Source organism: Rhodobacter capsulatus, from assembly GCF_052363175.1.
GTDB classification, from domain to species: Bacteria; Pseudomonadota; Alphaproteobacteria; order Rhodobacterales; family Rhodobacteraceae; genus Rhodobacter; species Rhodobacter capsulatus_D.
This window is the reverse complement of the sequence record NZ_CP198946.1, coordinates 2,692,381-2,719,309: the sequence shown is the minus strand read 5'-3', so window position 1 is coordinate 2,719,309 and position 26,929 is coordinate 2,692,381. Positions and strand designations below refer to the sequence as shown.

Genomic DNA, 26,929 nt, shown 5'->3' with positions numbered 1-26,929 from the left:
TGCAAAACAGAGGCCCGAAAACGACGACGCCCCGCACGGGGCGGGGCGACTGTCGTTCAAGTCTTTGGTTTATTTGGTGGAGCCACGGGGAATCGAACCCCGGACCTCTTGAATGCCATTCAAGCGCTCTCCCATCTGAGCTATGACCCCACCGGGTTCCGCTCGACGTTTCCGTCTTGCGTGGGGGCTTATTACGGGCCCCCAGCGGCGGGTGCAAGAGGAAAAAACACACCGCACGGCAAAAAAATTCGGCACCGCGAAAATCCTGAGGAAACAAAGGAAAAGGCGCGAAGTTGCCCTCGCGCCTGGTTCCCGTTTCGGCAGTGATCCGACCCTTTCGGGCCGACTCAGGCCTCGTCTTCGCCGCCTGCGACATCCGCGATGTCGTCCAGCGAAACGTTGTCGTCCTCGTCATCCTCGAGCAGATCATCGTCCAGATCGACGTCGCCGCCGTCTTCGTCCAGATCGTCATCGGCCAGATCATCGACATCGAGATCGGCCGCGCGCGGGGCCACTTTGTCCGACACCATCACACGGCTGCGGCCCGCGGCCGTCAGGCTCTCGAGCGAGAAGCTGTTCGAGCAGACCGGGCAGGTCATCGGGTCTTTGGCCAGATCATAGAACCGGCTCGCGCAATGCGGGCAGAGGCGCTTGACGCCCCATTCCTCTTTCGGCATGGAAGTCTCCTGGCAAGCTCTATCGCACAGAGTCGCAGCCAACTGCCACAACCGCCGCGGGGTGTCAAAGCCTTTTCGCGTGCAACCTGTCGCTTCCAGCCGGACCACAGCCCGATATGACGGAAAGCCCCCTGATCCTGTCCGATCTGCCCGGTGTGGCCGTGCATCTGCGCCGCTCGGCAAGGGCGCGGCGGTTTTCGCTGCGCGTCAGCCGGATCGACGGCGCGGTGACGCTGACGCTGCCCGCCCGCGCCCGTCTGGCCGAGGCCGTGGCCTTTGCCGAGGCACAATCCGACTGGCTGCGCGGCGCGCTGGCGCAATTGCCCGCGCAAAGCCGCCCGGGTTTTGGCGACACGCTTCCCTTCGAGGGGCAGGCGCTGCGGATCGAGGCGGCGACGCTGCGCGCGCCGAAGCGCGAGGGCGACCGGCTTTTGGTCCCCGCGGGCGCCGATCGGCTTGGTGCAAGGCTTGAGACCTTCCTGCGCCACTGTGCGCGTATCCGGTTGCAGGCCGCGACCGAGACATATGCCAAGGCGCTCGGCCGCCCGTTCAAGCGCATCACGCTGCGCGATACCCGCTCGCGCTGGGGGTCCTGTGCGCCGGACGGCTCGCTTTCCTATTCCTGGCGGCTGATCATGGCCCCGCCCGAGGTGCTCGATTACGTCGCCGCCCACGAGGTCGCGCATCTGGCCGAGATGAACCACTCCCCGGCCTTCTGGGCCGTAGTGGCGCGGCTCTGCCCCGATTACGCCACCCATCGCGCTTGGCTGAAACGTCACGGCGCGACCTTGCAGGCGATCCGACTGACGGATTGACCGCGGCCCCGTTCGTGATCACAAAGGGGCATGGCCCAACCTGCAACCCGCCCGACCGAGACCGCCGCGCATGACCGGCTTTACCGCAGCCTGCGTCAGCAGATCCTGACCGGCGAGATGCTGCCCGGACAGGCGCTGACCCTGCGCGGCCTTGGCAAGCAGTTCGGCGTCTCGATGACCCCGGTGCGCGAGGCGCTGCGCCGGCTGGTGGCCGAGGGGGCGCTGACGCTGTCTTCCTCGGGCCGGGTCTCGACTCCCGAACTGACGCACGAGCGGATCGAGGAACTGGCGGCGCTGCGCGCGCTGATCGAGCCGGAACTGGCCTCGCGGGCGCTGCCGCGGGCGCACCTTGCCCTGATCGACCGGCTGTCGGCGATCAACACCGCGAATGCCGAGGCGGTCGCGCGGCGCGATGCGGTGGCCTATATCCGCACCAATCTGGAGTTTCACCGCACGTTATACCTGCGCGCCCAGGCGCCCGCGATGCTCGCCGTGCTGGAAACGGTCTGGCTGCAACTTGGTCCCACCATGCGGCAGCTGCACGGCAAGTTCCCCCGCACCGAGCCGCCGCGGCATCACCGGCTGATTCTGGCGGCGCTGCGGGCGGGCGACGAGCCGGGGCTGCGGCTGGCCGTGCGCACCGATGTGACGCAAGGCCTGCGGCATCTGACCGGGTAGGGGGCTCTGCCCCCCGGCTGCGCCGCCCCCCGAGATATTTTTCGCAAGATAAAGTAGAGGCTGCGGCCAATTCTCCGATCGCGCAAATGTGCCAAGAAGCTGTGGCAGTTTTTTCCTGGCTGAAATACGCCTCTTGCCACGATGTCGATTTTCACGAGGCCGCCGATGATGAACCCGCTTTCCGCCGAAGAACGCAAGACGCTGGAAATGACCGTGCTGATGACGCCGGATCTGGCGAACTTTTCCGGCAAGGTGCATGGCGGCGCGCTTTTGAACTGGCTCGATCGCGTCGCGTTTTCGCTCGCCTCGCGCTATTCGGGCCGCTACGCGGTGACGATCTCGGTCGACCAGGTGATCTTCAAGGAGCCGATCCATGTGGGCGAGCTGGTGCGGTTTCGCGCCAGCGTGAACCACACCGGCCGGTCTTCGATGGAGATCGGGATTCGGGTCGAGGCCGAGAACATCCGCGAAGGCACGCGGCGGCACACCAACAGCTGCTATTTCACCATGGTGGCGGTGGACGAGACCGGCAAGACCGTGCCGGTGCCGATGCTCGTCCCCGAGACCGAAAGCGAAAAACTGCGCTGGAAGGCGGCCGAACTGCGCAAGGCGTTGCGGCGCGCGCATGAAGAGCAGATGGAAGCCGCCGCACAGGGCAAGGCCGAGTGACACGGAAGCGGGGGAAAGGGGGCGGCGTTGCTGTCCCGCAAGCCCTTCGGAACCGAAACTTCCTTTTGACGTTGAGTGGTTGCGGGCGCTTTGCTAGCCTGCCCGCAACCGAACCGGGAGACCCCAATGCATCGCCGCACTTTTCTGACGAGTCTTGTCGCGCTGGGCGTGGCTTCTGAGCCGCTCTTTGCCCAGAGCCAACCGACGGCGGCTCGGGCGGCTGCCCCCGCGGCGCCGGTGGGGGCGCCGAAACAGAGCTGGCCGATTGCGCCGCAATTCTACCCGACCGAGGTTGCGGTGAAGCCCGACCTGCCGGTGGGCTCGATCATCGTCGTCTCGGACAAGTTCTTCCTTTACCACATCATCGCGCCGGGCAAGGCGATGCGCTACGGCGTGGCTGTCGGCCGCTCGGAGCTGCAATTCCGCGGTCAGGCGACAGTGGCGCGCAAGGTCGAATGGCCGAGCTGGAAGCCGACGCCCGAAATGGTCAAGCGCAGCCCCAGCCATTACGCGAAATATGCCGAGACCGGCATGCCGGGCGGCCCCGGCAACCCGCTTGGCGCGCGGGCGATGTATCTCTTTCAGAACGGCCATGACACCGGCATCCGCATCCACGGCACGATCGAGCCGTCGTCGATCGGCCATGCGGTCTCGAACGGCTGCCTTCGGATGGAGAACGAGCACGTGATCGAGCTTTACAAGGCCGTCGAGATCGGAACGCCCGTCACGGTCTACTGATGCAGCTGGCCTCGGTCGCGCAGGCGGCGGCACTCGATTTCGACACGATCATCGACGTCCGGTCGCCTGCGGAATATGCGATCGACCATATTCCGGGCGCGATCAACCTGCCTGCGCTCGACAACGAGGAACGGGCCCGGGTCGGCACGATCTACAAACAGGTCTCGCCCTTCGACGCCCGCAAGATCGGCGCGGCGCTGGTGGCGAAGAATGTCGCCCGGCATCTGGAAGGCCCGCTGTCCGAGATGACCGGGGGCTGGCGGCCGCTCGTCTATTGCTGGCGCGGCGGGCAGCGCTCGGGGTCGTTTGCGACGATCCTGCGCGCGGTGGGCTGGCGCACCGATCTGGTCGAAGGCGGCTACAAGACCTGGCGGCGGCTGGTGATCGAGGCACTCGATCAGCCGATCCGGTCGCCGGTGGTGGTGCTCGATGGCAATACCGGCTCGGCCAAGACCGCCGTGCTGCAGGCCGCGGTGGCGCAGGGCGCGCAGGTGATCGACCTCGAGGGGCTCGCCAATCACCGCGGTTCGATCTTTGGCGCCATGGCCGGGGGGCAACCGGCGCAGACCGGCTTCGAGGGCAAGCTCGCGGTGGCGCTGGCGCAGCTTGATCCGGCGCGGCCGGTGATTCTGGAGGGCGAAAGCTCGAAGGTGGGCGAGATCCAGCTGCCGAAATGCGTCTGGAACGCGCTGCGCGCCGCGCCGCGGGTGCGGCTCGTGGCGCCGCTGCCCGAGCGCGCTGCCTATCTGGCGCGCGCTTATGCCGATATCGTCGCCGATCCGCTGCGGTTGACGCGGCTGATCGACCAACTGCGCCCCTATCATGCGGCCGAGGTGATTCATGGCTGGCACGCGCTGGCCGAAGCGGCGGATTTCGTCGCCCTCGCGGCCGAGCTGATGCAGCGCCATTACGATCCGCGCTACGACAAGCACCGCGCGCGGCAGGAACGCCCGGTGATCGAGGTCGCAGCACCGACCCTTGCGCCCGAGGCTTTGGGGGCGATTGCCCGCGATGTCATGGCCGCGGCGGAGCGGTTGGTGCGCTGAGCCGGATTTTTTGCCGATTTCGCCCTTGACGCCCCCGCCGCCATCCCTTAGTGACGCCGCCAGTGGCTAGGTAGCTCAGCAGGTTAGAGCACGTGACTCATAATCACGGGGTCGGGGGTTCGAGTCCCCCCCTCGCCACCACCGGACCCCCCCAACTATCACCAGCATCAGACCCGCAAAAGGCAGAGAAGTAGCCGAAAACTTCGGCTTCGATGCGCCCGTCGTCATGTTCGATGATGTTGATGTGGTCGATCAGGCTGCGGAAAGCATCGAACATCGCCTTGTCCTCGTCTGAATCGATGTTCGGCAAGTGGACCCGCAGGATTTCGAGCGTCCTGCACATCATGGCGAGAGCGGCAGGGTGCAGCGTAACCAGGCTGTTGCGCGAGGCCTTTGCCTCGGTCGACGCGTTCGACATCGAGGACTATGGCGCTGGCTTTCCGGTCCGCGACTTCCTCTTGACCTGCCCCCGGTTCGTCCCTCGTTCATAACGAGAGTCCTTGGGGTTGATAGTTGTCGGTTTCGGGTTGGGCAAGCGCGCCGGGCGCGGAGCCCCCAGATTGCTCAAGCGCCCGGCGCGCTTCTGCCGGGGTTTGATTGCCCAGCGAGGAATGCGGCCTGACGTGGTTGTAGTCGTAGCGCCACAGGGCCAGGGTGCGGCGGGTATGAGGAGGATCAGAAAACAGCGCGGGGCGCTGTTTTCCCGACGATTGGGCGAGGCTGTCGAAGATCTCCTCGTTGAGGCATTCATCTCGCAGGCTGCCGTTGAATGACTCGATGAAGCCGTTCTGCTGCGGCTTGCCGGGGTCGATGTAGTGCCACTCCACCTTGTTGGCGCTGGCCCATTTCAAGATCGCCTTGCTGGTGAACTCGGTGCCATTGTCGGAAACGATGCAAGCCGGTTTGCCGTAGATCCAGACCAGCGCATCGAGTTCCCGCGCCACTCTGGCCCCCCGAGATGCTGGTGTCGGCAATCAGGGCAAGGTTCTCGCGGCAGCAGTCGTCGCTGACTGCCAGGATGCGGAACTTCCGGCAGGCCCCGAACGTGTCGGACAGGAAGTCCAAGGACCACCGCTGGTTCGGGCGCAATGGCACCGGCATCGGGGGTGCGGCTGCCCCGCGCGCGTTTGCGGCCACGGCGTCGGCGCACCGACAGGCCCTCTTCCCGGTAGATGCGGTAGAGCTTCTTCTCGTTCATGATCATGCCCTTGCGCTCCAGCAGGATGCCCACGCGCCGGTAGCCGAAGCGACGGCGCTTCTCGACGATCTCGTGCATCGCCTCACGGATTTCCGGGTTATCGGGCGGCCTCTCGCGCCGCACCGTCTTCGGATCGACACCGATCAGGACGCAGGCACGGCGTTGAGAGATCGGATGATCCTTCATCGCCCGCAGCACCGCGTCCCGCCGCGCCATCGGTGTCGTCAGGGCTTTCCCAAGAGGTCCTTCAGAACCACGTTGTCCAGCATCGCATCCGCCAGCAGCCGCTTCAGCTTCGCGTTCTCGTCCTCGAGCTGCTTGAGCCGCTTGGCGTCCGACAGGTCCATCCCGCCATACTTGGCCTTGAGCTTGTAGAACGTCGCCGGGCTCAACCCGTGCTTCCGGCAAAGCTCGGAAGTCGGCAAACCCGACTCCTGCTCTTTGAGTATCCCGATAATCTGCGCCTCGGTGAAACGGCTTTTCCTCATGTCGTCTGCTCCTTCTCAGGTTGGGCAGACTCTACATCACAGCGAGGGATCTTCCGGGGGGCAGGTCAGTCCGATCGAGGGCGTCGTTTCAGCGATCGGTGATGATATCTCCCTGAAACACTTCCGCGCCAAGCAATTCTCCTTCGGCGTCAAAGCAATGATCTGGGGAAGCTGGAAACGATTCCCCGGAACATTCATCTGGGCAGGGACATTCAAAGGCACGAAGGCCGTAGCGAATGGACATGTCTGGCAGCGCACATCCACGAAAAGCCTGCCCATCGAAATGCAGAGAGGACCGGCCGTCCCAGACGAACTGGTCAAGAACGAAAGCCTGCGCGTCTTCGAAGACCTCGTGAGATCCAAGCTCCCAGAGCGTGCCATGCACGAGCTCGGGCGCCTCCTGAACGCATAACCCCCATACCTGCCCGGACCATCGTCTCCTCCCTGTCGCGCAACGGGCAGGCACAGGCGGGCGCCTCACCGCGCCCGCCGACCTACACCCCACCCAGCACCCCATGAGGGCATCGCGATGTGTTGCTACATTGCAACATGCTTCGCCATGTGTTGCGTTCTTGCCACACCGCGCCCCCCCCTCAAGGGACCGTATCCCGGCCACCCTCAGGAGCGGCACCTCGGTGGCCCGGCTTTTGAGCGTTTTTTGCCGTTTGGAAAAACGGTTTTGATTTTGAAAGGCCTCGGGCCAAACGGAGGGCGACGACATGCCGGAAACGCCGGTCGAAGTGGCTCAGATCGCGGCTGTTCAGATCAGCCTTCACGAGGCCGGTGCGCTGCTGATGATCAGCGCCGAGCGCATCCGCCAACTGAGCAAGGCGGGCTATATCCCGATCCCGAAGCGCGGCTACACGACCATCGCCGGGGCGGTTCAGGGCTACATCCGGTTCCTGAAAGACGAGGAACGGAAGGGCACGAAGGTCGAGGCGCAGTCGAAGGCGCAGGAGATGCGCGCGAGAGAGATCGAGCTGCGGATCGCGCAGACCGAGCGCACGCTGATCCCGATCGATGATGCGATGCTGGCGATCGATCTGCTGGCTGGGACGGTCAACGAGGAAATGGACGGCATTGCGGCGCGGATCACCCGCGACATGAACCTGCGTCGAACGATCGATGCAGACGTGCATGGCGCGAAAAAACGCATCGCGGAAGCTCTCGCCAAAAGCGCGGGCCTTGCTCGCACGGGCGTCGACGCTTCTGAAGCCGACGCCGAGGACTGAGCCCGACGAGTGGGCGCGGGAGAACCGCGTCTATCCGAAAACCGCTGGCGTCCCTGGGAAACGCAACCCGAACCTGACCGGCTACATGATCCCGTTCGCTCGGCGGGTCCAGGCGGCGACCCATCGCCGCGCTGTCGCCGTTACCGCCGCCCAAAGCGGAAAGACGGATACGATCCTTGACATCATGGGGGCGCGGCTCGACCAGCGCCCGGCGCCGATCCTTTACGTCGGCCCGTCAAAAGACTTCGTGAGCGACCAGTTTGAACCGCGACTTATGGAGCTGCTGAATCAGGCAAAGGCGCTCCGGGCGAAAGTCTCTCGCGGCAAGAAGTCGAAGAAGACGCAGAAGATCGTCGCCGGGGTCAAAGTCAAGCTCGGTTCGGCCGGGTCTTCGGCATCCCTGAAATCTGACCCTCTCGCGCTGGGCATCGTGGACGAATACGACGAGATGGCTGCGAACATCAAAGGGCAGGGTGATCCGCTCGGGCTGACCGAGGCGCGGGGCGACACTTACGCTGACTTCGTGACGGCCGTTGTCTCGACGCCTTCGCAAGGCATCGTCACCACGGAAATCGATCCGGTCAATGGCCTGAAGATGTGGGCGGTTGCCCTATATGGATGCCGAAAAAGCCGCGCGCGGCGGCACGGGGCGCGAGACCGCGGGCAAGATCCTGATGGCCACGGTCAAGGGCGATGTGCATGACATCGGCAAGAACATCGTCGGCGTCGTTCTGGCCTGCAACAATTACGAGATCGTCGATCTGGGCGTGATGGTGCCGCCGCAAAAGATCCTTGAGGTGGCGCGGGCCGAAAAGGTCGACGCGATCGGGCTTTCCGGGTTGATCACGCCAAGTCTGGACGAGATGGTGCATCTGGCCGCGGAAATGGAGCGCGAGGGCTTCGACATTCCGCTGCTGATCGGCGGCGCGACCACGTCGAAAGTGCATACGGCGGTGAAGATCGCCCCGGCCTATCGCCGCGGGCAAGCCGTCTATGTGCTGGATGCCAGCCGTGCCGTGGGCGTGGTGGGGGCGCTATTGAGCGCCACGCAAAAGGCCGGCTATGTGGCGGGCATCCGCGAAGACTATGCCCAGATCGCGACACGCCATGCCCGGGATGAGGCGGCGAAAGTGCGGCTGCCGCTGGCTGCTGCCCGGGCCAATGCGCTTCGGCTCGACTGGTCGGGCTATGCCGTGCCCGCGCCACAGTTTTTCGGCCCCCGGGTGATCGACGACTGGGATCTGGCCGAGGTAGCGAAGTTCATCGACTGGACGCCCTTCTTCCATGCCTGGGAATTGAAGGGGGTCTATCCGCGGATTTTCGACGACGCCGAAAAGGGCGCAGCCGCCCGGGCGCTCTTCGCCGATGCGCAGGCGATGCTGGCGCAGATCATCGCGGAACGCTGGTTCAGCCCCCGCGCCGTGGTGGGCTTTTGGCCCGCGAATGCGGTGGGGGACGATATCCGGCTTTACAGCGACGAGACCCGGTCCGAGGAATTGGCCACCTTCTTCACCCTGCGCCAGCAGACCGGCAAGCGCGAAGGCCGCCCGAACGTGGCGCTGGCCGATTTCGTTGGGCCCGCGGGCACGGTGCCTGATTACTTGGGCGGCTTCGTGGTCACCGCAGGCCCCGAAGAGGCCGAAATCGCCGCAAGGTTCGAAGCCGCCCATGACCATTATTCCGCGATCATGGTCAAGGCGCTGGCCGACCGCTTTGCCGAGGCGCTGGCCGAAGCCCTGCATCAGCAGGTGCGGCGGCACTATTGGGGCTATGCGCCCGAGGAAAGTTTCGCCCCCGATCAGCTCGCGAGCGAGCCCTATCGCGGCATCCGCCCCGCGCCCGGCTATCCGGCCCAGCCCGACCATACCGAAAAGCTGACCCTGTTCCGGCTGCTCGATGCCGAGGCCGCGACCGGGGTGACGCTGACCGAAAGCATGGCGATGTGGCCGGGCTCCTCGGTTTCGGGGCTCTATATCGGCCATCCGGAGGCCTATTATTTCGGTCTGGCCCGGATCGAACAGGATCAGGCCGCCGATTACGCCGTGCGCAAGGGCATGGCTTTGTCCGAGGTGCAACGCTGGCTGGCCCCGGTGCTGGGCTCGGCCTCGCCCTCTGCCCCGGCCGTTGCCGCGTGATCCTGTCTGAAATTGCGGGCGGCGCGTCGTTTTTGACGCGCGGCTTGTGCGACAATCTGTCAATCTGAAGGCCTCAGGGTGCCCGTCCGCAAGGCCGGGAGAATTGGGAAGCCGGTGCAACACCGGCGCTGCCCCCGCAACGGTCAGCAATGAGGGACGGCAAGGCCACTGGACCCCGGGGTTCGGGAAGGCGCTGCGCCCGGGTGCGAAAGCACGCATTGCAAGCCCGGAAACCAGCCCTGTGACCGCCGGGCCCCCGGGCCCATCCATCCAACCAGCCCTTGCGGGGAGGCAGGGGCAAGTGAGGTGCCGATGCCAGACGCATCCGACATCCGTGCGCAGCTTGCCGCACGGCGCAAGGACCATTCCCTGCCGCAACTCTTTTATTGCGATCCGGGGATCTTTCAGACCGATCTGACGCAGGTCTTCTACCGCGAATGGCTCTTTGCCATTCCCGCCTGCCAACTGGTCAAGCCCGGCGATTACGCCACGCTGCAGGTGGGCGCCTATCCGGTGATCCTCGTGCGCGGCGCCGACGGCATGATCCGCGCCTTTCACAACGTCTGCCGCCATCGCGGCCAGCGGCTTTGCTCCAAGACGACGGGCAACAGCCCGAAACTTGTCTGCCCCTATCACCAATGGACCTATGACCTTGACGGAAAACTGCTCTGGGCCAAGGACATGCAGGCGGATTTCAACCCCGCCGTGCATGGGCTGAAAAAGGTCCATTGCGTCGATATCGGCGGCATGGTGTTCATCTGTCTGGCCGAGGTGCCACCCGCCATCGCCGATCTGGCGGGCACGCTGGGCCGGTATCTGGCGCCTGCCGGGCTGAAACAGGCCCGCGTTGCTCACACCTCGACCATCGTCGAGAAGGGGAACTGGAAGCTGGTCATCGAGAACAACCGCGAATGCTATCATTGCGGCGGCGCGCATCCCTCGCTCTGCCGGACCTATTCCGACAATCCGCGCATGACCGCGATGGAAGGCCCCGAGGCGGCAAGCCCCGACATCCTGACGCATTGGGCGCGCTGCGAGGCGGCGGGTCTGCCCTCGCGCTTCGTGCATCACCCGCAGATGCAATGGCGGCTGGCGCGGATCCCGCTGCTGAATGGCGCCGAAAGCTACACGATGAGCACCAAGGCCGCGGTCAAGGGCAAGCGGCTGGGCGAGATGCCCTTCAACGATGCCGGAAGCCTGCTTTTCTTCCACTATCCGAACACCTGGAACCATTTTCTGGCCGATCATGCGATCGTCTTCCGGGTGCTGCCGATCTCTGCCACCGAGACCGAGGTGACGACGACCTGGCTTGTCCCCGGCGAGGCTGTCGAGGGGGTCGATTACGACCTGACCGAGCTGACCGAGGTCTGGGTGGCGACGAATGACGAGGACCGGCAGGTGGTCGAGGAAAATCAGGCCGGGATTCTCTCGCCCGCCTATGAGCCCGGCCCCTATTCGACGCTGCAGGAAGAGGGCGTGATCCAGTTCGTCGACTGGTATTGCGGCACTTTGGACGCGCGGCTGGCCCCGCCGCTGGCGGCGGAGTGACCGATGGACCGGATCAACTGGGCCAGCGCGCCGTGGAGTGACGCCGAGCCGCTGGAATGCGCGATGGTGGTGCCCGAAACCGCCGATACCGCCACGATCACCTTCCGCGCGCCTTCGGGCGCGTGGTTCGACTACCTGCCCGGGCAGTTCCTGACGCTGGATCTGCCGGTGCCGGGTCAGCCGGTCAGCCGGACCTATACGATCTCTTCCTCGCCCTCGCGGCCCCTGTCGCTTTCGGTGACGGTGAAGGCGCAACCCGGGTCGGTGGGCTCGCGCTGGCTGATCGAGCAGCTGAAACCGGGGATGCGGCTCAAGGCGCATGGGCCCGCGGGGGTGTTCAGCCTGCGCCAGCATCCGGCGCGGAAATATCTCTTCATCTCGGCGGGCTCGGGGATCACGCCGATGATGTCGATGACGACCTGGGCCTGGGACAGCGGCGAGATGCCCGATATCGTCTTTGTCCATGCGGCGCGGCGGCCCTCGGACATCATCTTCCGCCCCCGGCTGGAACAATTCGCCGCCCGGGTGCCCGGCTTGCAGCTGCGCTTCACGGTCGAGGAGGTCGAGCCCTTCAGCGTCTGGCACGGCTTTCGTGGGCGGCTCAACCAGATCATGCTGGGGCTGATGGCGCCCGATTATCTGGACCGCGAAGTGTTCTGCTGCGGCCCCGAACCCTTCATGCGCGGGGTGAAGGACAGCCTTGCGGCGTTGGGGTTTGATCTGACCCGCTATCATCAGGAAAGCTTCGGCCCGCCCGAAACCGCCCCCGCGCCGGAGGTGGAAGCGCCCGAGGCGGCCGAGATCAGCTTCACCGCCTCGGGCGTCAGCACCGCCTGCGCGCCCGGCGAAACGGTGCTCGCCGCGGCGAAACGGGCGGGGCTGAACATCCCTTCGGGGTGCAACTTCGGCCTGTGCGGCACCTGCAAGGTGAAGAAAACCGCGGGCGAGGTGCAGATGCTGCACAACGGCGGGATTTCCGAAGACGACATCGCCGCGGGCTATATCCTGGCCTGCTGTTCGCGGCCCTCGGGCAAGGTGGCGGTCGAGATCTGACCGCCCCCCTTCAACCCGTCGTGGGCAGCACGCTTTGCGCGATCGAGGCGTCCAGCGCCTCGAAAGCCGCAAGGCCCAGCGTGGCGTAAAGCTCTGCCCGGGTCTGCATCTCGGGCAGAAGCGCGGTGGTGGCGCCGTCGCGGGCAAGCGCGGTGAAAAGCCGTTCCTGCGCGCGGTTCGCCACCCGCAAGGACGACACCGGCCAGATCACCATCTGATAGCCCAGCTCCTCGAACTCGGTCGCGGTCAGGGCCGGGGTGCGACCGAATTCGGTCATGTTCGCCAGAAGCTTGACCCCGGGCAGCCGGGCGCGGAAGGCGCGGAACATCTCGACCGAGGTCAGCGCCTCGGGGAAGATCGCATCGGCGCCCGCTTCGACATAAAGCTGCGCCCGGGCCACCGCCCCCTCGATCCCCTCGGCGGCGGCCGCATCGGTGCGGGCGATCACCACCAGATGCCGCCGCGCCCGCACCGCCGCCGCCACCTTGGCCGCCATCTCGGCCGGACTTGCCAGTTTCTTGTCGTTCAGATGACCGCATTTCTTCGGCAAGAGCTGGTCTTCCAGATGCACCGCCGCCGCCCCGGCCTCTTCGAACACCCGGACCATGTGCATGACGTTCAGCGCCTCGCCATAGCCGGTGTCGCCATCGACCAGAAGCGGCAGACCCGAGGCGCGGGCGATCTGGCGGATGAAGAAGGCGACTTCGTCCACCGTCAGGATGCCCAGATCGGGCAGCCCCATCGAGGCCGACATCGCCGCGCCGGACAGATACAGCGCCTCGAACCCTGCGGCCTTGGCTTGCAGCGCGGCCATGCCGTTATGCGCCCCGGGCAGGCGCAGGATGCCGGGCCGGGCCAGGGCGGCGCGAAACCGCGCCCCCGCCGGGGCCTCGGGATGATCGGAACCGATCAGATAGGGCATGTCTCACTCCGTCCGGTTGGGCGCGGTCAAAAGGCCGCCGCGGGCTTCAAGGGGCAGGAAGGCCCGGGTTTCGGGGCCGGTGTAATGGGCCGAGGGGCGGATGATCTTGCCGTCCAGCCGTTGCTCGATCACATGCGCGCCCCAACCCGCGCTGCGGGCAATGACGAAGATCGGTGTGAACAGCATCGTCGGCACCCCAAGCTGATGATAGGAGACCGCCGAATACCAGTCGAGGTTCGGAAACATCGCCTTCGTCTCGGCCATCACCTGTTCGATCCGCTCGGCGATATCGAACATCCGCAGTGCGCCGTGATGCAGCGCCAGCCGCCGCGCCACCTGCTTGATCACCACATTGCGCGGATCGGCGATCGTATAGACCGGATGGCCAAAGCCGATGATCACCTCTTTCGCGGCCACCCTTGCGCGGATATCGGCCTCGGCCTCGTCGGGGCTGGTGTAACGCTTCTGGATCTCGAAAGCCTGTTCATTCGCGCCGCCGTGTTTCGGCCCGCGCAACGCGCCGATGGCGCCCGCGATGCAGGAATAAAGATCCGATCCCGTCCCCGCGATGGTGCGCGCGGTGAAGGTCGAGGCGTTGAACTCGTGCTCGGCATAAAGGTTGAGCGTGGTGTGCAGCGCCCGCACGGCTTCTTCGCCCGCCGGACGGCCATGCAGCAGATGCAGGAAATGCCCGGCGATGCTGTCGTCTTCGGTCTCGACCTCGATGCGGCGACCGTTCTGCGCGAAGTGATACCAGTACAGCAGCATCGAGCCCTGCACCGCGATCAGCCGGTCGGCAATGTCGCGCGCGCCGGGCGTGTTGTGATCGACCGCCTCGGGCAGCACGCAGCCCAAGGCCGAGACGCCCGAGCGCAGCACATCCATCGGATGCGCGGCGGCCGGGATCGCCTCGAGCGTCTGGCGCACGGCCAAGGGCAGCCCGCGCAGCGCCCGCAGCTTGGCGCGATAGGTGGCCAGTTCCGCCAGCGTCGGCAGGGTGCCATGGATCAGAAGATGCGCCACCTCCTCGAAGTCGCAGGCCTCGGCGATGTCGAGAATGTCGAAGCCGCGATAGTGCAGGTCGTTGCCGGTCTGCCCCACGCTGCACAGCGCGGTGTTGCCTGCCACCACGCCGGAGAGGGCAACGGATTTCTTCGGTTTCATGATCGAACCGGACATGGTTTCCTCCTCAGTCCCAATCGAAGATGCCACGCGGACGCGGCGCGCCCAATTCCTCGGGCCGCACGGTGAAGTTCAGAAGACCCAGGCTGTCCGACGGAATGTCGGCAAGGTTCTGCGCCGCATCGAGAAAGCGCGTCTGCTCGGCTGCGGTCAGAATGCCCTCCGAAAGCGTCATGAACTTGCGGATGTAATCGGCCCTGCCAAAGGGGCGGGCGCCATCGGGGTGCGCATCGGCCAGCGCCAATTCGTCGACGATCTGCCGCCCGTTCTTCAGCGTCACCACAACGCGCCCCCCAAAGGCCTTTTCCTTCGGGTCACGGGCATGATAGCGGCGCGTCCAGTCCGGATCTTCGACGGTCGAGATCTTGTGCCAGAGCGTCCCCGTCTCGGGTCGGTGCGCGCGTTCAGGGACATAGCTGCGGACATGGTGCCAGCCGCCATCTTCCAGCGCGACGGCAAAGATATACATGATCGAATGGTCAAGCGTCTCGCGGCTGGCATCGGGGTCCATCTTCTGCGGATCATTGGCGCCGGTGCCGATGACGTGATGGGTGTGATGCGAGGTGTGAATGACGATGCTGTCGACCTGCGCCAGATCACCGATCTGCGGGCCAAGGCGGCGGGCGAGATCAATCAGGGCCTGACTTTGATATTCCGCCGAGTATTCCTTGGTGTAGGTGTCGAGGATCGCGCGCTTCGCTTCGCCGCGACCGGGCAGGCGCACGGTATAGCGTGCTTCGGGCCCGGACAGCATCCAGGCAATGAAGCCGTCTTCGCCTTCCCAGGCGGGGCTGGGGGCACCCTCGCCGCGCATCGCACGGTCCACCGCCTCGATCGCCATCTTGCCCGCAAAGGCCGGGGCAAAGGCTTTCCAGCTGGAAATCTCGCCCTTGCGGCTTTGGCGGGTGGTGGTCGTCACATGCAGCGCCTGTTGCACCGCCTGATAGATTACCTCTGCGGGCAGGTTCAGCAGCGTTCCGATCCCCGCCGCCGCCGAGGGCCCGAGATGGGCGATATGGTCGATCTTGTGTTCGTGAAGGCAGATCCCGCGCACCAGCTCGACCTGGATTTCGTAGCCCGTGGCGATCGCCCGGATCAGCTCGGCGCCCGAGCGACCAGTGTGCTGCGCTACCGCAAGAATCGGCGGGATATTATCGCCCGGATGGCTGTAATCGGCGGCCAGAAAGGTGTCGTGGAAATCCAGCTCCCGCACCGCCGTGCCATTCGCCCAGGCGGCCCATTCCGGCGAGACCCGGGTGCCATGCGGCATCCCGAAGATCGTCGCGCCGCGCCGCATCGGGTGGCAAAGCGCCTGCGCCCGGGCCGAGGCGACGGGGCGGCGCCCGACCGAGGCGGCGGCCACGGCGGCATTGTCGATGACGCGGTTGATGATCATCTCGGTCACTTCGGGCAGCACCGGCACCGGGTCGGCGGCGACTTCGGCGATTTTCCAGGCCAGCTGTTCGGAACGCGGCAGGATCTCGGCCGAGCGATAGCTGCGCAGATCGTGGGTCTTCATCGGGTCTTTCCTTGTCTTGTCGTCAATTTTCAGAAACCAGCGGGCGGGGGCGGCCGTCGGCATCGACGGCGACCATCACGAATTGCCCGCCCAATGCGGGGCGGGGGGCGCCCGGGCCGATCGGCTGGGCGATGCCCTGCACCCCCACGGTCAGCGAGCTGCGTCCCTCGCGCAGGATTTCGGCGCGCAGCTCCAGCATCTCGCCGACGCGGATCGGGGTGGTAAAGTCGACCCGTTCCGAGCGCGCCATCACCACCGGCCCCGCGGCGCGGCGGCAGGCGGCGACAAAGGCCGCCCGCGCCATCAGCGCCAGCGCATTGCCGCCAAACAGCGTGCCGTAATGGTTTGCCTGATCGGGAAAGATCATCTCGACCAGAACGGTGGGCGGGGCAGAGGAGAGGGACATGGGAAACCTTTGCAAGATTGGCAAAGGCAGCTTTCCTTGCTTTCGGCATTTCGATAAAGTATTGATAATGCGTTATATTGTGAAGGCTGGCGCGGCGAATTGCGAAGGTTGCGAAGATGGCAAAGACATTCATGGGGGTGCGGCTGAAACGCCTGCGCGAGGATCGCGGCATCACGCAAGCGGACCTCGCCCGCGCGCTGGAAATCTCGCCGAGCTATCTCAATCAGATCGAGAACAACCAGCGGCCCTTGACGGTGCCGGTGCTGCTCAAGCTCAACGCGGCCTTCGGGCTGGATGTGCAGCTGTTTTCAGACGCCGACGAGGCGCGGCTGATTGCCGAGTTGCGCGGGGCGCTGGCCGATCAGGGCGCGGGGGCAAGCCTGGCTGAGGTGCGGGAGATCGCGGCGAACATGCCCGCCGTCGCGCGCACGATCGTGGCGATGCAGGCGCGGCTGCGTGATCTCGCGGATCGCGCCGATGCACTGGCGGGGCAGATCAGCACGCCCACCACCTCGACCCCCGCCGCCTTCGAGGCGGTGCGGGACTGGTTTTACGAACGGCGCAATCATGTCCCCGATCTGGATACCGCGGCCGAGGCGGTGGGGGCGGATCTGCCCGCAGGAAGGATGGCGCAGCCGCTGGCCGAGCGTCTGGCCACGCTGCACGGCATCCGCATCGTCCATGTCGAGGGCGGCACCCTGCGCCGGTTCGAGCCCGGGGCGGGGCTGTTGCATCTGGGCGCGCATCTGACGCCCGGTCAGCAGGCTTTTCAGATCGCGACGCAGCTGGCGCTTCTGGAGCAGGGCGGGTTGATGGCGCGGCTTTGCGCGACGACGCAGCTTGACCCCGAGGCGCAGGCGCTCTTGCGGGTGGGGCTGGCGAACTATTTTGCCGGGGCGCTGATCATGCCGTACCGCGCCTTTCTGGCCTCGGCCGAAGCGCTGTCATATGACATCGAGCTTCTGGCGCACCGCTTCGGCGTCGGCTTCGAAACCGTCTGCCACCGGCTTTCGACCCTGCAACGGCCCGAGGCGCGCGGCGTGCCGTTCTTTTTCATCCGGGTGGATCGGGCGGGGAACATCTCGAAGCGGCAATCGGCCACCGATTTCCACTTTTCCCGCATCGGCGGCTCTTGCCCGCTTTGGAACATCTACGAGGCGTTTTCCCGCCCGGACGAGATCTTGCGGCAGGTGGCGCAGATGCCCGATGGCCGCAGCTATCTGTGGATCGCGCGGCAGCTGCGGCAGGGCGGCGGCGGGTTCGGCGCCGCGGAAAAGCGCTTCGCCGTGGCGCTTGGCTGCGATCTGGCGCATGCCGACCGGCTTGTCTATGCGCGCGGGCTGAACCTGCGCGCGCCCGATCTGGCGACGAAGATCGGCCCGGGCTGCAAGCTCTGCGAGCGCGCCGATTGCCCGCAGCGCGCCTTTCCGACGCTGGGCAAGCCCTTGCGGCTGCGCCCCGAGGAAACCCGCTTCGCCCCCTATTCCGGCTCGGAGTGAGGGGCGAAGCGGTCAGGTCGCGCAAAGCTCGGTGTCGATGCAGCCCTCGGCGCGGAAGGGTTGCAGCTCTGCCATCGGCAGGCCCAGCTCGGCCAGATCGGCGCCGATCCGGTCCAGATCCGCGGCGCCCAGCAAAAGCGGATGCACCGTCGTGCGCAGCGCATAAGCGACGCTGCTTACTTGCAGGAGCCGCAGGCTTTCATGGGCCCGCAGCCCTGACCCGGGCACGCCGGTGATGCGCGGATAATCGGCAAAGGGCGCCTTCACGTCAAAGCCCACCCAGTCCAGAAGCGGCAGCACGCGCGCCAGCCGCTCGGGGTAGGGGCCCGCGCTGTGCAGCCCGATGCGAAAGCCCATCGAACGGATCTCGGCCAGCGCGGCGGGCAGGGCGGCCTGCAAGGTCGGCTCGCCGCCCGAGATCACCACCCCGTCCAGAAGCCCGCGGCGGCTTTCCAGAAAGGCCCGCACCTCGGACCAGGGCAGGGTTCCGGGCCCGGCCGGGATCAGGTCGGGGTTGTGGCAATAGCGGCAGGACCAGGGGCAGCCCTGGGTGAAGAGCACCGCCACCAGCTCCCCCGGCCAGTCGCAGGCCGAGTGCCGCACCAGGCCCGAGACCGCCAGCTCAGCCAAGATGCACCCGCGCTTCGGAAAAATAGACCCGCTCGGCGGCCTCGCCCTTCTTGCCGGTATTGAAAGACGCCATCGGCCGGTGATAGCCCATCACCCGCGTCCAGATCTCGCAACGGGTGCGTTCGGCATCGTCCAGCACCATCGCGGTGTCCAGCTCGGTCAGGTCCAGCGGCTTGTTCATCGGTTTCTCCTTCGGGGTCAGCAGGTGCAGGCGCGTTTCTGCGCGATCAGTTCGGCATCGCATTTCGGGCAGAATTCGTGTTCGCCCGCGATGTAGCCGTGTTTCGGGCAGATCGAGAAGGTGGGGGTGACGGTGATATAGGGCAGGCGGAAGTTAGTCAACGCCCGGCGCACCAGCTTGCGGCAGGCCGCGGCCGAGGAAATCCGGCTGCCCATGTAAAGATGCAGCACCGTGCCGCCGGTGTATTTCGCCTGCAACGCCTCCTGATGCGCAAGCGCTTCGAACGGGTCATCGGTGAAGCCCACCGGTAGCTGCGAGGAATTGGTGTAATAGGGCTGTTCGGCCGTGCCTGCCTGCAGGATGCCGGGGAAGCGCTTGCGATCTTCGCGGGCAAAGCGATAGGTCGTGCCCTCGGCCGGGGTGGCTTCAAGGTTGTAAAGATGGCCGGTTTCCTCCTGAAACGCCACCATCTGCGCCCGCAGCCGGTCGAGCAACCGCAAGGCCAGCGCCTTGCCCGCTTCGGTGGTGATATCCTCGGCGTCGGCGGTGAAATTGCGCACCATCTCGTTCAGCCCGTTCACGCCGAGCGTCGAGAAATGGTTCCTGAGCGTGCCAAGGTAGCGCTTGGTATAGGGGAACAGCCCGGCGTCGATATGGCGCTGGATCACCTTGCGCTTGATCTCAAGGCTGGTGCGCGCGAGCCGCGCCAGATGGTCAAGCGCCACTATCAGTTCGCCCTCGTCGCCGCGGTGCAGATGACCGAGCCGCGCACAGTTCAGCGTGACGACGCCGAGCGAGCCGGTCTGCTCCGCCGAGCCGAACAACCCGTTGCCGCGCTTGAGCAGCTCGGTCAGGTCCAGCTGCAACCGGCAGCACATCGAGCGCACCATATGCGGCTGCAATTCCGAATTCACGAAATTCTGGAAATAGGGCAGGCCGTATTTCGCCGTCATCTCGAACAGCGCCTCGGCGTTTTCGCTTTCCCAGGGAAAGTCGGGGGTGATGTTGTAGGTCGGGATCGGGAAGGTGAAAACCCGGCCCTTGGCATCGCCCGCGGTCATCACCTCGATATAGGCGCGGTTGATCAGGTCCATCTCGGCCTGCAGATCGCCATAGGTGAAGCCCAGCTCGCGGCCCTGCACCACGGGCACCTGATCGCGCAGATCCTCGGGGCAGGTCCAGTCAAAGGTCAGGTTGGTGAAGGGCGTCTGCGTGCCCCAGCGCGAGGGGACATTCAGGTTGTAGATGAATTCCTGCATCGCCTGACGCACCTGCGCGTAGCTTAGCCCGTCCAGCCGCACATAGGGCGCCAGATAGGTGTCGAAGGAGGAAAACGCCTGCGCGCCCGCCCATTCGTTCTGCAACGTGCCCAGAAAGTTGACGATCTGGCCAAGCGCGCTGGACAGATGCGCGGGCGGGGCGGATTCGATCGCGCCCGGCACGCCGTTCAGCCCCTCGTGCAGAAGCGTGCGCAGCGACCAGCCCGCGCAATAGCCCGCGAACATATCCAGATCGTGGATATGGATGTCGCCTTCCCGATGCGCCACGCCCACTTCGGGCGGATAGACATGGCTCAGCCAGTAATTCGCCGTCACCTTGCCCGAGATGTTCAGGATCATCCCGCCCAGAGAATAGCCCTGATTGGCATTGGCATTCACCCGCCAGTCGGAGCGTTCCAGATATTCGCTGACCGAGCGTTCGACATCGATCAGCACCCGGTTGTCCTCGCGCAGGCGGGCGTGCTGGTCGCGATAGACCGCATAGGCGCGGGCGGTGGCGACATGGGCGGTATCGGCCAGAACCGCCTCGACCGTGTTCTGGATCGTCTCGACATCCGGGGTGGCCAGCAGGGACAACAGCGCCAGTCGATCCAGGACCGCCTGCGTCAGGCGCAGCGCCTCTGCGGTGCCGAATTCGCCGCTGGCCTCCCCGGCACGCGCCAGCGCGAGCGCGATGCGGCGCGCCTCGAATGGCACCGTGCGGCCATCTCGGGTGCGCACGGTTTCGAAACCGGCAGGGACGGTCAGAGTCTTCACGGCGATCGGCATCGCAGTCCTCGTTCTCGGGCCTTTGCAGGGATGGGAACGCCGGACGGCCCCGCGGATGCGGGTCCGAAAGCGCCCCGCCAGGCCCTCCGCCAGCGGTGGTCAAACAGAGTCCGGGCAGGTCTCCTGGCTTTGCGGGTCACAGCTTGGCTGGCCTTCCCGGGCCAAGGCCCAGTGGCATGATCAGCCGCGCTCGCCGCTTACAGTTGCGGGGGCAGCGCCGGATTTGCACCGGCTTCCCTCTTGGCTCGCGGCACAACCGCAAGACCCAGAGCGTCACGATATAGCAATCAATTGCCGCTTCCTGTCAATATGTAGTTTCCCTTTCGCGGCCTCCGACCTGCCACCGCCGCCCCGCCCAAGGCCCGCCGGAGCCCATGCAGACAGGCGAGTGGCCGGTGCCGCCTGCGACCGAGTGCCGCGCAGCGGCCCTTCGGGGGCGCAAACCCGCTTTACAGCGCCGCCGGTTGCTTTCATCCTTGCGGCGATGGTGGCGCGGTCTTCGGGGCTGCGCCTGAAAAGGGAATGCGGTGCGCCTTTCGGGGCAAGGCCGCGGCTGCCCCCGCAACTGTGAGCGACGAGCTCCGCCGGAAATGCCACTGGGCCCGCGCCCGGGAAGGTCCGGGGGCGCGATGACCCGCAAGCCAGGAGACCTGCCATCGCAGACGTTTCGGGCGGGGTGAACCGGGTGGACGTGAAGCGAAAGGCAGCAGCCTTGGTTCGTGTCGCCGTTTTCCCGCCCCTGTTCAGGGATGCGCGCATGGCGGTGAGAATGGACGCGATGGAAACTTCTTTGCTCGGCAGGCAACGGCTGTTGCGCCTGGTTCTGATCGGCGCGGCGTGCGCGGCGGACCCGCCGCAGACCGGTGCCCCGATCCGGCACGATCTTGCGGCCCTGCCGGGCGCGCTTGATCTGTGCGGCGCGACGGTCGCGGTCGACGACGGCTGGCTGCACTGGATCGAAGGGCCGGGCCCGCAGCTTTGCGCCGCGATGGCGCAGATCGCGCCCGACCCCCGGCTGGCCGAGGCACGGCTGCTTTCGGTCGGCTGGACCGACGGGCGCCGGTTTGGCCGCTGGCCGCTGCGGCAGGCCGTCCTGCATCGGCAGGAGGCCCGCCTGCGCGCCGGGACGGCGTGGCGGTCGGAGCAAGATCTGCTGGCTCTGGCGCAGCGCGTCTTCGACGATCTGGCGCAAGACCATGCCTTGGGATCTTTTGCGCAATCCGATCTGTTGCACCGGGTGCCCGATTTCGTCGAACGGCTGCTGGAGTGTGACGCGGAGCCGACCTTGCCCGTGACAGCCCGCGACGATCTGCAGGCGCGGGCCGGGTTTGCCGAGGCCTGCCTGCAGCGGCTTGGTCAGATGCAGGACGCCGCGGTGATCGGCCTTGCCGAGGTGGCTCTGGCGCAGACCCGTCTCAACAGCCTGCTGCAGCGGGCGGGGCGACCGTCGCAGCCGCTGCATCCGCGCGGGCGCGTCTGCATCGTGCTGCCGCCGGGCGAGACCGAGATGATCGGCACGATCGTGACGGCGGATCTGTTGCGCCTCGCGGGGCTTTCGGTGCGGGTGATCCTTGACGCAGAGACAGGTGACATCCTGGAAAGCCTGCGGCACGAGGCCGACGCGCCGGTGATCGTCTCTGGCCCGAGGATACGTGCCGAAACGTCTGGCGGGCGGGCCACGCGGCTTGTCGAGGCGTTGCAGCGGGCGTTTCCCGATCGGCTGATCCTGCAAGGTGGTCTCTCCTCCGGGCCGCTGGGCGAATGTGCGGAAAGGTTGGCGCTGTTTCGCCATCGGGCCGGGCTGGTGCCGCTGCGGGGCATCGACTGGGCGGCGATGGGCAGCCTCTCGACCCTGATCGAGGCGGGGCCGCAGGGCGGCGCATCCTGCATCTTCAGTTGACCGGACCGGGTGCGGGGCCGCGCATGTTCAGACGCGACAGCATCACGTTCAAGCAGTTGCGCGCGCTTCGGGCGGTGGCGCAGGGCGGATCGCTGACGGCGGCGGGACAGGCGCTCGGCCTGACCACGCCCGCGATCCACACCCAGATCCGGGGGCTCGAAGACGTTTTCGAGACGCGCATGCTGCAACGCGCCAGCGATGGCAGCGGGTCGGAACTGACCGAGGCCGGGCAGGCCATGGTCGAGGCCGCGCACCGTATCGAGGCGGTGCTCGGTCGGGTCGAAGCCGATCTGGAGGCGTTGTCGCGCGGCAAATCGGGGCAGGTCACGCTCGGCGTCGTGTCCACCGGCAAGTATTTCGCGCCACGGCTGGTCAAGATGCTCGGCGATACCCATCCCGAAATCGAGATCGCCCTGCGCGTCGGCAACCGGGCGGAGATCATGGACGGGCTGGACCGCGGGGCGTTCGATCTGGCGATCACCGGTCGGCCGCCGCGGCGGCCTGCGGTGGTGGCCGAGCCGCTGGGCCCGCATCCGCATCTTCTGGTGGCTGCGCCCGATCACCGGCTTGCGGGGGGCCAGATTGCCATGGAGGCGCTGCGCAGCGAGCGGTTTCTGACCCGGGAACCGGGCTCGGGCACCCGGATCTTGATGGAGCGTTGGCTTGATCGCGTGCTCGACGGCCATGCCTGCGCCCGGCTCGAGATGGACAGCAACGAGACGATCAAGCAGGCGGTGATTGCGGGGCTGGGGATGGCCTTTCTCAGTCAGCATACGGTGACGGATGAGTTGACTCTGGGCAGGCTGGTGGCGCTGGACGCCCCCGGCCTGCCGATCGTGCGTCATTGGTTCATGGTCCGTCCCGAGGGAGAAGCGCCCCGCCCGGTTGCACTGCGCGTCTGGCAGACGATCACCGCGCTCGAGGGGCGGTTTCTGCCCACGATTCCGCCCTCCGATGCGTTTTGACCGCCGGAAGGATCAGCGCCCCCCAACCGGTTCCGCAAGCCTCTCTTGTGCAATGCGCAGCGCGATCAGATCTTCGGGTGCATAGACCGCATAGCTGAACCGGCGTCCGAACCGGAAAGACGGCACCCTGTCGAAGGCGGTGATCCGCCCCTCGGCCAGCCCCGCGCATGGGCCGCGCGCTCGCTTGCGGTGCGGATCTCGAAGCCGATCCGGTCGGCGAAGGGGGCCGTGATCAGGCCAAAGGCAACCAGTGCCGCCACAAGCCGCGTGGGAAGCGAGGCCAGCCCCGCGACGAAGCGGCAGGCGACATAAGTGACCGACGCACAGGCTGCCATCGGCAGGCCAAGCGGGGCCAGGAAGAACGTCAGGCTCAGCAACACGCCCAGAAGCCCGGTGCTGCCAAGCACGATCTGTTGCACCGCCTTTGCATGGCGCCAGCCCGCTATCGAAAGGCCGAGCAGGCCCGACAGCAGGCACAGGGCGACGATCCAGAACAGGGGCGCGGGGGACATTGCAAAAAGACCTGTTGAAATCACGTGCCGCACAGGGCGTTCTGATGGACGCGAGGATCACCCGATCCTGCCTGCGCGACAAGCAGTTTCCAAACCGCGCGCTGTCTGCGGCAGCACGAGCGCGCCTTCGTGCAAAGCGACCGAAGCCGGGCTTGCCCCTAACCGGGATACAGTTCCACGCAGTTGAGATTGTAATGAAATGCTGCAAGCAACGCCCCTACGACGGCCCCGAGAAGCACCGAGATCAGCGAAAGCGTCCCTCTGCCGCGTCTGGCCAATCCGACAGCAAAGGCCAGGCCGATCAGGAAAGACGCCCAGCCATAGGGGTCTAAAAACGTCGAGAGCAGACAGGCGGCGTAATGTGTCATCGCTCGGTTTCTTTGCACAATGGCCTGTGAAACGTCCCGGAGGCCCGACCCTCCGCAGGGTCGGGCCACAAGCCAATCCGCGATCGCATCAGCCGCATTGCACTTTGGCGCGGGGCGTAGGAGGTTTCACGAACTGTACCGGATTGAAAAGGCGTGCGATGTTCGGAACGGCCCTGATGTTCGGGATGATGGTCCTGATCCTTTCCCTCCAGCTCTTGGGCGGATTTCCGCCCCTTTACCGGCCTTTTGGCAAGCTGCCCGAAGCGGATCTCCGGCGCCTGATCCCGCATCTCTTCCTGATCTTCCCGGCGATGGCCGCCTTCGTGGTGTTCCATCGCCCGGTGCTTCTCATCCTGCCCGCGGCGGTCGGGCTCTGGTGCGGCTGGCGCATCCGCCGCCTCATCGCTGCCGAGGGCGCCACGCCCCGCTTCGTGCCGGCTTGGCCAATTTTCACCCTCTCTCCGATGCTTGCCTTTGACCTTTGGACGCTTGGCGGCGCAACCGCCTTTGCCGCGCTCCGGATGCTGTGACCGCCCCGGCGCCGCCTGTCGCTTTGACGCCCCTTTCCCCCCGCACAGGGCCCGGATAGTCTGGCCGCATGACGAAGAAATATCCCCGCACCTTTCATCTGCCGATCTCTCCCGGTGCCACCAGCGACGACAAGATCATGACCTCCCTCGAAGGGCTGGCCGTCGACGATCTGGTGATTTCTGAGAAGATGGACGGCGAGAACACCACGCTCCACCACGGCGGCTGCCATGCGCGCAGCCCCGACAGCCGCAACCACCCTTCGCGCGATTGGCTCAAGGCCTTTGCGGCGGGCATCACGCCGCAGCTGGCCGAGGGCGAACGGATCGTCGGCGAGAACCTTTATGCCCGCCATTCGGTGGGCTACGACGCGCTGCCCGCGTGGTTTCTGGGCTTTGCCTGGATATTGGGCGACGAGGTGCAGCCCTGGGATCTGACGCTCTTGCGGTTCGAAGAGCTGGGCATCACCCCGGTGCCGGTGCTCTGGCGCGGACCGTTCCGGCCGGGGCTCTTCGAGACCATCGCGGCGGGGCTTGACCCCGACCGGCAGGAGGGCTTCGTCGCGCGCGTGGCCGCGGCCTTCGCCCTGGCCGAGATGCCGCGCCGGATGGGCAAATATGTCCGCGCGGGCCATGTGCAAAGCGAGACGCACTGGATGCACGCCCCCCTTGTGCCGAACGGGCTGAGGGGCGCATGAGCCTCGGACGCGCCGCCCTGCATCTGGCGCTGGCTGCCGTGCTGACGCAGCTGGGCGGGCTGGCGTGGCTGCTCAGTCGGCTGTTTCGGCGCAAGCTTTTCGCCTTTGCGCTGCTTTATGCCGGGCTTTGGCTGGGGGCGCTGATGATCGCGCCGCAGCTTGGACGGGTGCCGATCGCCTGTTACGGCGAGGGGCCGCTGGTGATGCGGTCCTGGGTCTTCTGCCTTGCGAACCGCAATTACGTCGCCCCCGAGCTCAAAGCCGCCGCCGAAGACATGGCGACCGAAATGGCCCGGACCCATCCCGGCACCGTGACCCTTGCGCTTGATGGCAACTTCCCGTTTCTGAACGGCTTTCCGCTTCTGCCGCATCTGTCGCACAAGGACGGCCGCAAGCTTGACCTTGCGCTTTATTATGCGGATCACGGCCGCTACCTGCCCGGGCAGACCCGGTCGCCCTTGGGCTATTTCGCCTTCGAGCCGGGGCCAAGCGCCTGTCCGCCGCGCTTTCCGACCCTGCGCTGGGATCTGACTTGGGCGCAACCGCTCTGGCCCGATTACGCGCCAGACCCCGACCGGATGCGCCTTGCACTGCGGTTGCTTTCGCGCGATCCCCGGATCGGCAAGATCTTCCTGGAACCGCATCTGGCGGCGAAATTCGGCGCGGGCGCGTTCAAGATCCGCTTTCAGGGCTGCGCCGCCGCCCGGCATGACGATCACATCCACATCCAGTTGTGAGGCCCGTTTGCCGCTTGTGCTCAGCTCTCGGGCTTCGCCAGCGATTTCAGCCGCAGGCTCAGAACCACGATGACAAGAAACAGCCCGACGATCAGGCAAAGGGCGAAGTCCGCCCAATCAAGTCCGAAAAAGAGGCCAAGCGTCTTTGCGAAGCCGAACCCGACGCAAAGTGTCGTCAACAGATGGACAGCGCGCTGTTGCGGCGCCGTTTTGGGGATGAGTAGCGAAAAACTGCCAAGGCCCGCCGCAACCGTGGCCCTCGACATCCAGTCCAGACCGCCCGGCAAGGTCGCGGCGCTTTCAAACACCCGGCGCAGGCCCACCCGTGCATCTTCCGGATCGCCGGAGAGAAAGGCGCCCAAAAACTCGGCCGACTGCCGATGAAACTCGGCCCTGAGCGGGAAAGTGGCGAAATGGAGCGCAAACCCAAGCGCGATCGGCAGGAAGAACAGCAGCAGATGCCGCAAGACAAAGCTCATCTCGCCCCTCCCGGACCGCTCAGCCAAGCGCGTCGATCGCCGCCGCCAGCTTCATCACATCGGCCGCATATAACCCGGC

29 protein-coding genes, 2 tRNA genes, 1 pseudogene and 3 riboswitches are annotated in these 26,929 nt (G+C 66.0%); of the genes and pseudogenes, 17 read left to right on the top strand and 15 right to left on the bottom strand.

From position 1 onward, the window contains the following. Positions 1 to 74: 74 nt before the first annotated feature. Positions 75 to 150: transfer RNA gene (locus ACTTAI_RS14325), tRNA-Ala, on the bottom strand. Positions 151 to 347: 197 nt separating this feature from the next. Further along, positions 348 to 677 (bottom strand): FYDLN acid domain-containing protein, encoded by a 330-nt coding sequence (locus tag ACTTAI_RS14320; RefSeq protein ID WP_444452205.1) that lies wholly within the window; start codon positions 675 to 677, stop codon positions 348 to 350. A gap of 116 nt (positions 678 to 793) precedes the next feature. Here ACTTAI_RS14320 and ACTTAI_RS14315 point away from each other — a divergent pair, with 116 nt between their 5' ends. The 6 genes from ACTTAI_RS14315 (at position 794) to ACTTAI_RS14290 (ending at position 4,764) form a co-directional block, all read left to right on the top strand. Continuing rightward, entirely contained in the window at positions 794 to 1,492 is a 699-nt protein-coding gene (locus ACTTAI_RS14315) for a M48 family metallopeptidase (protein ID WP_444452204.1), read from the top strand. Between the two features lie 30 nt (positions 1,493 to 1,522). Then, positions 1,523 to 2,170 carry a GntR family transcriptional regulator gene (locus ACTTAI_RS14310; RefSeq protein ID WP_444452203.1) on the top strand — a complete coding sequence of 216 codons (648 nt, stop codon included), beginning with the start codon at positions 1,523 to 1,525 and terminating at the stop codon, positions 2,168 to 2,170. Positions 2,171 to 2,338: 168 nt separating this feature from the next. Then, positions 2,339 to 2,839, top strand: a complete 501-nt coding sequence (locus ACTTAI_RS14305; protein WP_444455778.1) for an acyl-CoA thioesterase — start codon at positions 2,339 to 2,341, stop codon at positions 2,837 to 2,839. Between the two features lie 126 nt (positions 2,840 to 2,965). Next, complete coding sequence (locus ACTTAI_RS14300) at positions 2,966 to 3,577, top strand: L,D-transpeptidase (protein ID WP_444452202.1); 612 nt, start codon at positions 2,966 to 2,968, stop codon at positions 3,575 to 3,577. Continuing rightward, the gene (gene mnmH, locus ACTTAI_RS14295; protein ID WP_444452201.1) at positions 3,577 to 4,623 is read left to right on the top strand and encodes a tRNA 2-selenouridine(34) synthase MnmH; all 1,047 of its coding nucleotides are present in this window, start codon (positions 3,577 to 3,579) and stop codon (positions 4,621 to 4,623) included. Before ACTTAI_RS14300 ends, mnmH begins: the two co-directional genes overlap by 1 nt. 64 nt (positions 4,624 to 4,687) lie before the next feature. Next, a tRNA-Met gene (locus ACTTAI_RS14290) sits at positions 4,688 to 4,764 on the top strand. On the opposite strand, the gene ACTTAI_RS14285 is transcribed toward ACTTAI_RS14290, so the two are convergent. The 3 genes and pseudogenes from ACTTAI_RS14285 to ACTTAI_RS14275 all read right to left on the bottom strand — a co-directional run bounded on the left by ACTTAI_RS14285 (position 4,727) and on the right by ACTTAI_RS14275 (position 6,694). After that, entirely contained in the window at positions 4,727 to 5,041 is a 315-nt protein-coding gene (locus ACTTAI_RS14285) for a hypothetical protein (RefSeq protein WP_444452200.1), read from the bottom strand. The two genes, ACTTAI_RS14290 and ACTTAI_RS14285, sit on opposite strands and share 38 nt — an antisense overlap. 67 nt (positions 5,042 to 5,108) lie before the next feature. Continuing rightward, positions 5,109 to 6,309: pseudogene (locus ACTTAI_RS14280) on the bottom strand (IS3 family transposase). A gap of 88 nt (positions 6,310 to 6,397) precedes the next feature. Continuing rightward, positions 6,398 to 6,694 carry a hypothetical protein gene (locus tag ACTTAI_RS14275; RefSeq protein ID WP_444452199.1) on the bottom strand — a complete coding sequence of 99 codons (297 nt, stop codon included), beginning with the start codon at positions 6,692 to 6,694 and terminating at the stop codon, positions 6,398 to 6,400. Between the two features lie 334 nt (positions 6,695 to 7,028). On the opposite strand from ACTTAI_RS14275, the gene ACTTAI_RS14270 reads away from it, so the two are divergent. The 5 genes from ACTTAI_RS14270 (at position 7,029) to ACTTAI_RS14250 (ending at position 12,277) form a co-directional block, all read left to right on the top strand. After that, complete coding sequence (locus ACTTAI_RS14270) at positions 7,029 to 7,541, top strand: hypothetical protein (protein WP_444452198.1); 513 nt, start codon at positions 7,029 to 7,031, stop codon at positions 7,539 to 7,541. Then, the gene (locus ACTTAI_RS14265; RefSeq protein WP_444452197.1) at positions 7,495 to 8,244 is read left to right on the top strand and encodes a phage terminase large subunit family protein; all 750 of its coding nucleotides are present in this window, start codon (positions 7,495 to 7,497) and stop codon (positions 8,242 to 8,244) included. The genes ACTTAI_RS14270 and ACTTAI_RS14265 overlap by 47 nt, the downstream gene beginning before the upstream one ends. Continuing rightward, complete coding sequence (locus ACTTAI_RS14260) at positions 8,216 to 9,676, top strand: vitamin B12 dependent-methionine synthase activation domain-containing protein (RefSeq protein ID WP_444455776.1); 1,461 nt, start codon at positions 8,216 to 8,218, stop codon at positions 9,674 to 9,676. The genes ACTTAI_RS14265 and ACTTAI_RS14260 overlap by 29 nt, the downstream gene beginning before the upstream one ends. Before the next feature lie 59 nt (positions 9,677 to 9,735). After that, positions 9,736 to 9,932, top strand: a riboswitch (cobalamin riboswitch). A 56-nt stretch (positions 9,933 to 9,988) separates the two neighbouring features. After that, the gene (locus tag ACTTAI_RS14255; protein WP_444452196.1) at positions 9,989 to 11,224 is read left to right on the top strand and encodes an aromatic ring-hydroxylating oxygenase subunit alpha; all 1,236 of its coding nucleotides are present in this window, start codon (positions 9,989 to 9,991) and stop codon (positions 11,222 to 11,224) included. A 3-nt stretch (positions 11,225 to 11,227) separates the two neighbouring features. Beyond that, positions 11,228 to 12,277, top strand: coding sequence for a 2Fe-2S iron-sulfur cluster-binding protein (locus ACTTAI_RS14250; protein WP_444452195.1), 1,050 nt, complete (start codon positions 11,228 to 11,230; stop codon positions 12,275 to 12,277). Between the two features lie 10 nt (positions 12,278 to 12,287). Here the strand turns inward: ACTTAI_RS14250 and prpB are convergent, their stop codons facing one another. From prpB to ACTTAI_RS14230, 4 genes are read right to left on the bottom strand one after another with little or no spacing between them, the layout of a single operon-like run. After that, positions 12,288 to 13,199 (bottom strand): methylisocitrate lyase, encoded by a 912-nt coding sequence (gene prpB / locus ACTTAI_RS14245; protein WP_444452194.1) that lies wholly within the window; start codon positions 13,197 to 13,199, stop codon positions 12,288 to 12,290. A 3-nt stretch (positions 13,200 to 13,202) separates the two neighbouring features. Beyond that, positions 13,203 to 14,378, bottom strand: coding sequence for a bifunctional 2-methylcitrate synthase/citrate synthase (prpC, locus tag ACTTAI_RS14240; RefSeq protein WP_444452193.1), 1,176 nt, complete (start codon positions 14,376 to 14,378; stop codon positions 13,203 to 13,205). A 10-nt stretch (positions 14,379 to 14,388) separates the two neighbouring features. Then, on the bottom strand, positions 14,389 to 15,900 hold the full coding sequence (locus tag ACTTAI_RS14235; RefSeq protein ID WP_444452192.1) for an MmgE/PrpD family protein: 1,512 nt from the start codon (positions 15,898 to 15,900) through the stop codon (positions 14,389 to 14,391). A 22-nt stretch (positions 15,901 to 15,922) separates the two neighbouring features. Beyond that, positions 15,923 to 16,306 (bottom strand): acyl-CoA thioesterase, encoded by a 384-nt coding sequence (locus tag ACTTAI_RS14230; protein ID WP_444452191.1) that lies wholly within the window; start codon positions 16,304 to 16,306, stop codon positions 15,923 to 15,925. A gap of 116 nt (positions 16,307 to 16,422) precedes the next feature. On the opposite strand from ACTTAI_RS14230, the gene ACTTAI_RS14225 reads away from it, so the two are divergent. Continuing rightward, complete coding sequence (locus ACTTAI_RS14225; RefSeq protein ID WP_444452190.1) at positions 16,423 to 17,805, top strand: short-chain fatty acyl-CoA regulator family protein; 1,383 nt, start codon at positions 16,423 to 16,425, stop codon at positions 17,803 to 17,805. A 12-nt stretch (positions 17,806 to 17,817) separates the two neighbouring features. On the opposite strand, the gene ACTTAI_RS14220 is transcribed toward ACTTAI_RS14225, so the two are convergent. Genes ACTTAI_RS14220 through ACTTAI_RS14210 form a run of 3 tightly spaced genes read right to left on the bottom strand, consistent with a single transcriptional unit; the run spans position 17,818 to position 20,664 of the window. Further along, positions 17,818 to 18,435, bottom strand: a complete 618-nt coding sequence (locus ACTTAI_RS14220; protein WP_444452189.1) for an anaerobic ribonucleoside-triphosphate reductase activating protein — start codon at positions 18,433 to 18,435, stop codon at positions 17,818 to 17,820. After that, positions 18,428 to 18,616 carry an anaerobic ribonucleoside-triphosphate reductase gene (gene nrdD, locus ACTTAI_RS14215; RefSeq protein ID WP_444452188.1) on the bottom strand — a complete coding sequence of 63 codons (189 nt, stop codon included), beginning with the start codon at positions 18,614 to 18,616 and terminating at the stop codon, positions 18,428 to 18,430. Before nrdD ends, ACTTAI_RS14220 begins: the two co-directional genes overlap by 8 nt. 17 nt (positions 18,617 to 18,633) lie before the next feature. Continuing rightward, entirely contained in the window at positions 18,634 to 20,664 is a 2,031-nt protein-coding gene (locus tag ACTTAI_RS14210; RefSeq protein WP_444452187.1) for a ribonucleoside triphosphate reductase, read from the bottom strand. A gap of 96 nt (positions 20,665 to 20,760) precedes the next feature. Beyond that, positions 20,761 to 20,948: riboswitch (cobalamin riboswitch) on the bottom strand. A gap of 184 nt (positions 20,949 to 21,132) precedes the next feature. Next, positions 21,133 to 21,336: riboswitch (cobalamin riboswitch) on the top strand. Positions 21,337 to 21,421: 85 nt separating this feature from the next. Between ACTTAI_RS14210 and ACTTAI_RS14205 the strand changes: the two genes are divergently transcribed. Together ACTTAI_RS14205 and cbbR are read left to right on the top strand one after the other, a co-directional pair. Next, positions 21,422 to 22,564 carry a hypothetical protein gene (locus ACTTAI_RS14205; protein ID WP_444452186.1) on the top strand — a complete coding sequence of 381 codons (1,143 nt, stop codon included), beginning with the start codon at positions 21,422 to 21,424 and terminating at the stop codon, positions 22,562 to 22,564. 23 nt (positions 22,565 to 22,587) lie between these two features. Continuing rightward, positions 22,588 to 23,529, top strand: a complete 942-nt coding sequence (cbbR, locus tag ACTTAI_RS14200; RefSeq protein ID WP_444452185.1) for a LysR family regulator CbbR — start codon at positions 22,588 to 22,590, stop codon at positions 23,527 to 23,529. 65 nt (positions 23,530 to 23,594) lie between these two features. On the opposite strand, the gene ACTTAI_RS14195 is transcribed toward cbbR, so the two are convergent. Both ACTTAI_RS14195 and ACTTAI_RS14190 read right to left on the bottom strand, forming a co-directional pair. Next, on the bottom strand, positions 23,595 to 24,041 hold the full coding sequence (locus ACTTAI_RS14195; RefSeq protein ID WP_444452184.1) for a hypothetical protein: 447 nt from the start codon (positions 24,039 to 24,041) through the stop codon (positions 23,595 to 23,597). A gap of 158 nt (positions 24,042 to 24,199) precedes the next feature. After that, positions 24,200 to 24,409 (bottom strand): hypothetical protein, encoded by a 210-nt coding sequence (locus tag ACTTAI_RS14190; protein ID WP_444452183.1) that lies wholly within the window; start codon positions 24,407 to 24,409, stop codon positions 24,200 to 24,202. Positions 24,410 to 24,567: 158 nt separating this feature from the next. Between ACTTAI_RS14190 and ACTTAI_RS14185 the strand changes: the two genes are divergently transcribed. From ACTTAI_RS14185 to ACTTAI_RS14175, 3 genes are all read left to right on the top strand, one after another. Beyond that, the gene (locus tag ACTTAI_RS14185; protein ID WP_444452182.1) at positions 24,568 to 24,939 is read left to right on the top strand and encodes a hypothetical protein; all 372 of its coding nucleotides are present in this window, start codon (positions 24,568 to 24,570) and stop codon (positions 24,937 to 24,939) included. Between the two features lie 68 nt (positions 24,940 to 25,007). Continuing rightward, positions 25,008 to 25,634: an RNA ligase family protein gene (locus ACTTAI_RS14180; RefSeq protein ID WP_444452181.1), complete on the top strand. Its 627-nt coding sequence runs from the start codon at positions 25,008 to 25,010 to the stop codon at positions 25,632 to 25,634. Further along, complete coding sequence (locus tag ACTTAI_RS14175) at positions 25,631 to 26,371, top strand: hypothetical protein (RefSeq protein ID WP_444452180.1); 741 nt, start codon at positions 25,631 to 25,633, stop codon at positions 26,369 to 26,371. Before ACTTAI_RS14180 ends, ACTTAI_RS14175 begins: the two co-directional genes overlap by 4 nt. A gap of 20 nt (positions 26,372 to 26,391) precedes the next feature. Here ACTTAI_RS14175 and ACTTAI_RS14170 read toward each other — a convergent pair whose 3' ends face one another. After that, positions 26,392 to 26,850 (bottom strand): hypothetical protein, encoded by a 459-nt coding sequence (locus ACTTAI_RS14170; protein ID WP_444452179.1) that lies wholly within the window; start codon positions 26,848 to 26,850, stop codon positions 26,392 to 26,394. Positions 26,851 to 26,929: the final 79 nt, after the last annotated feature.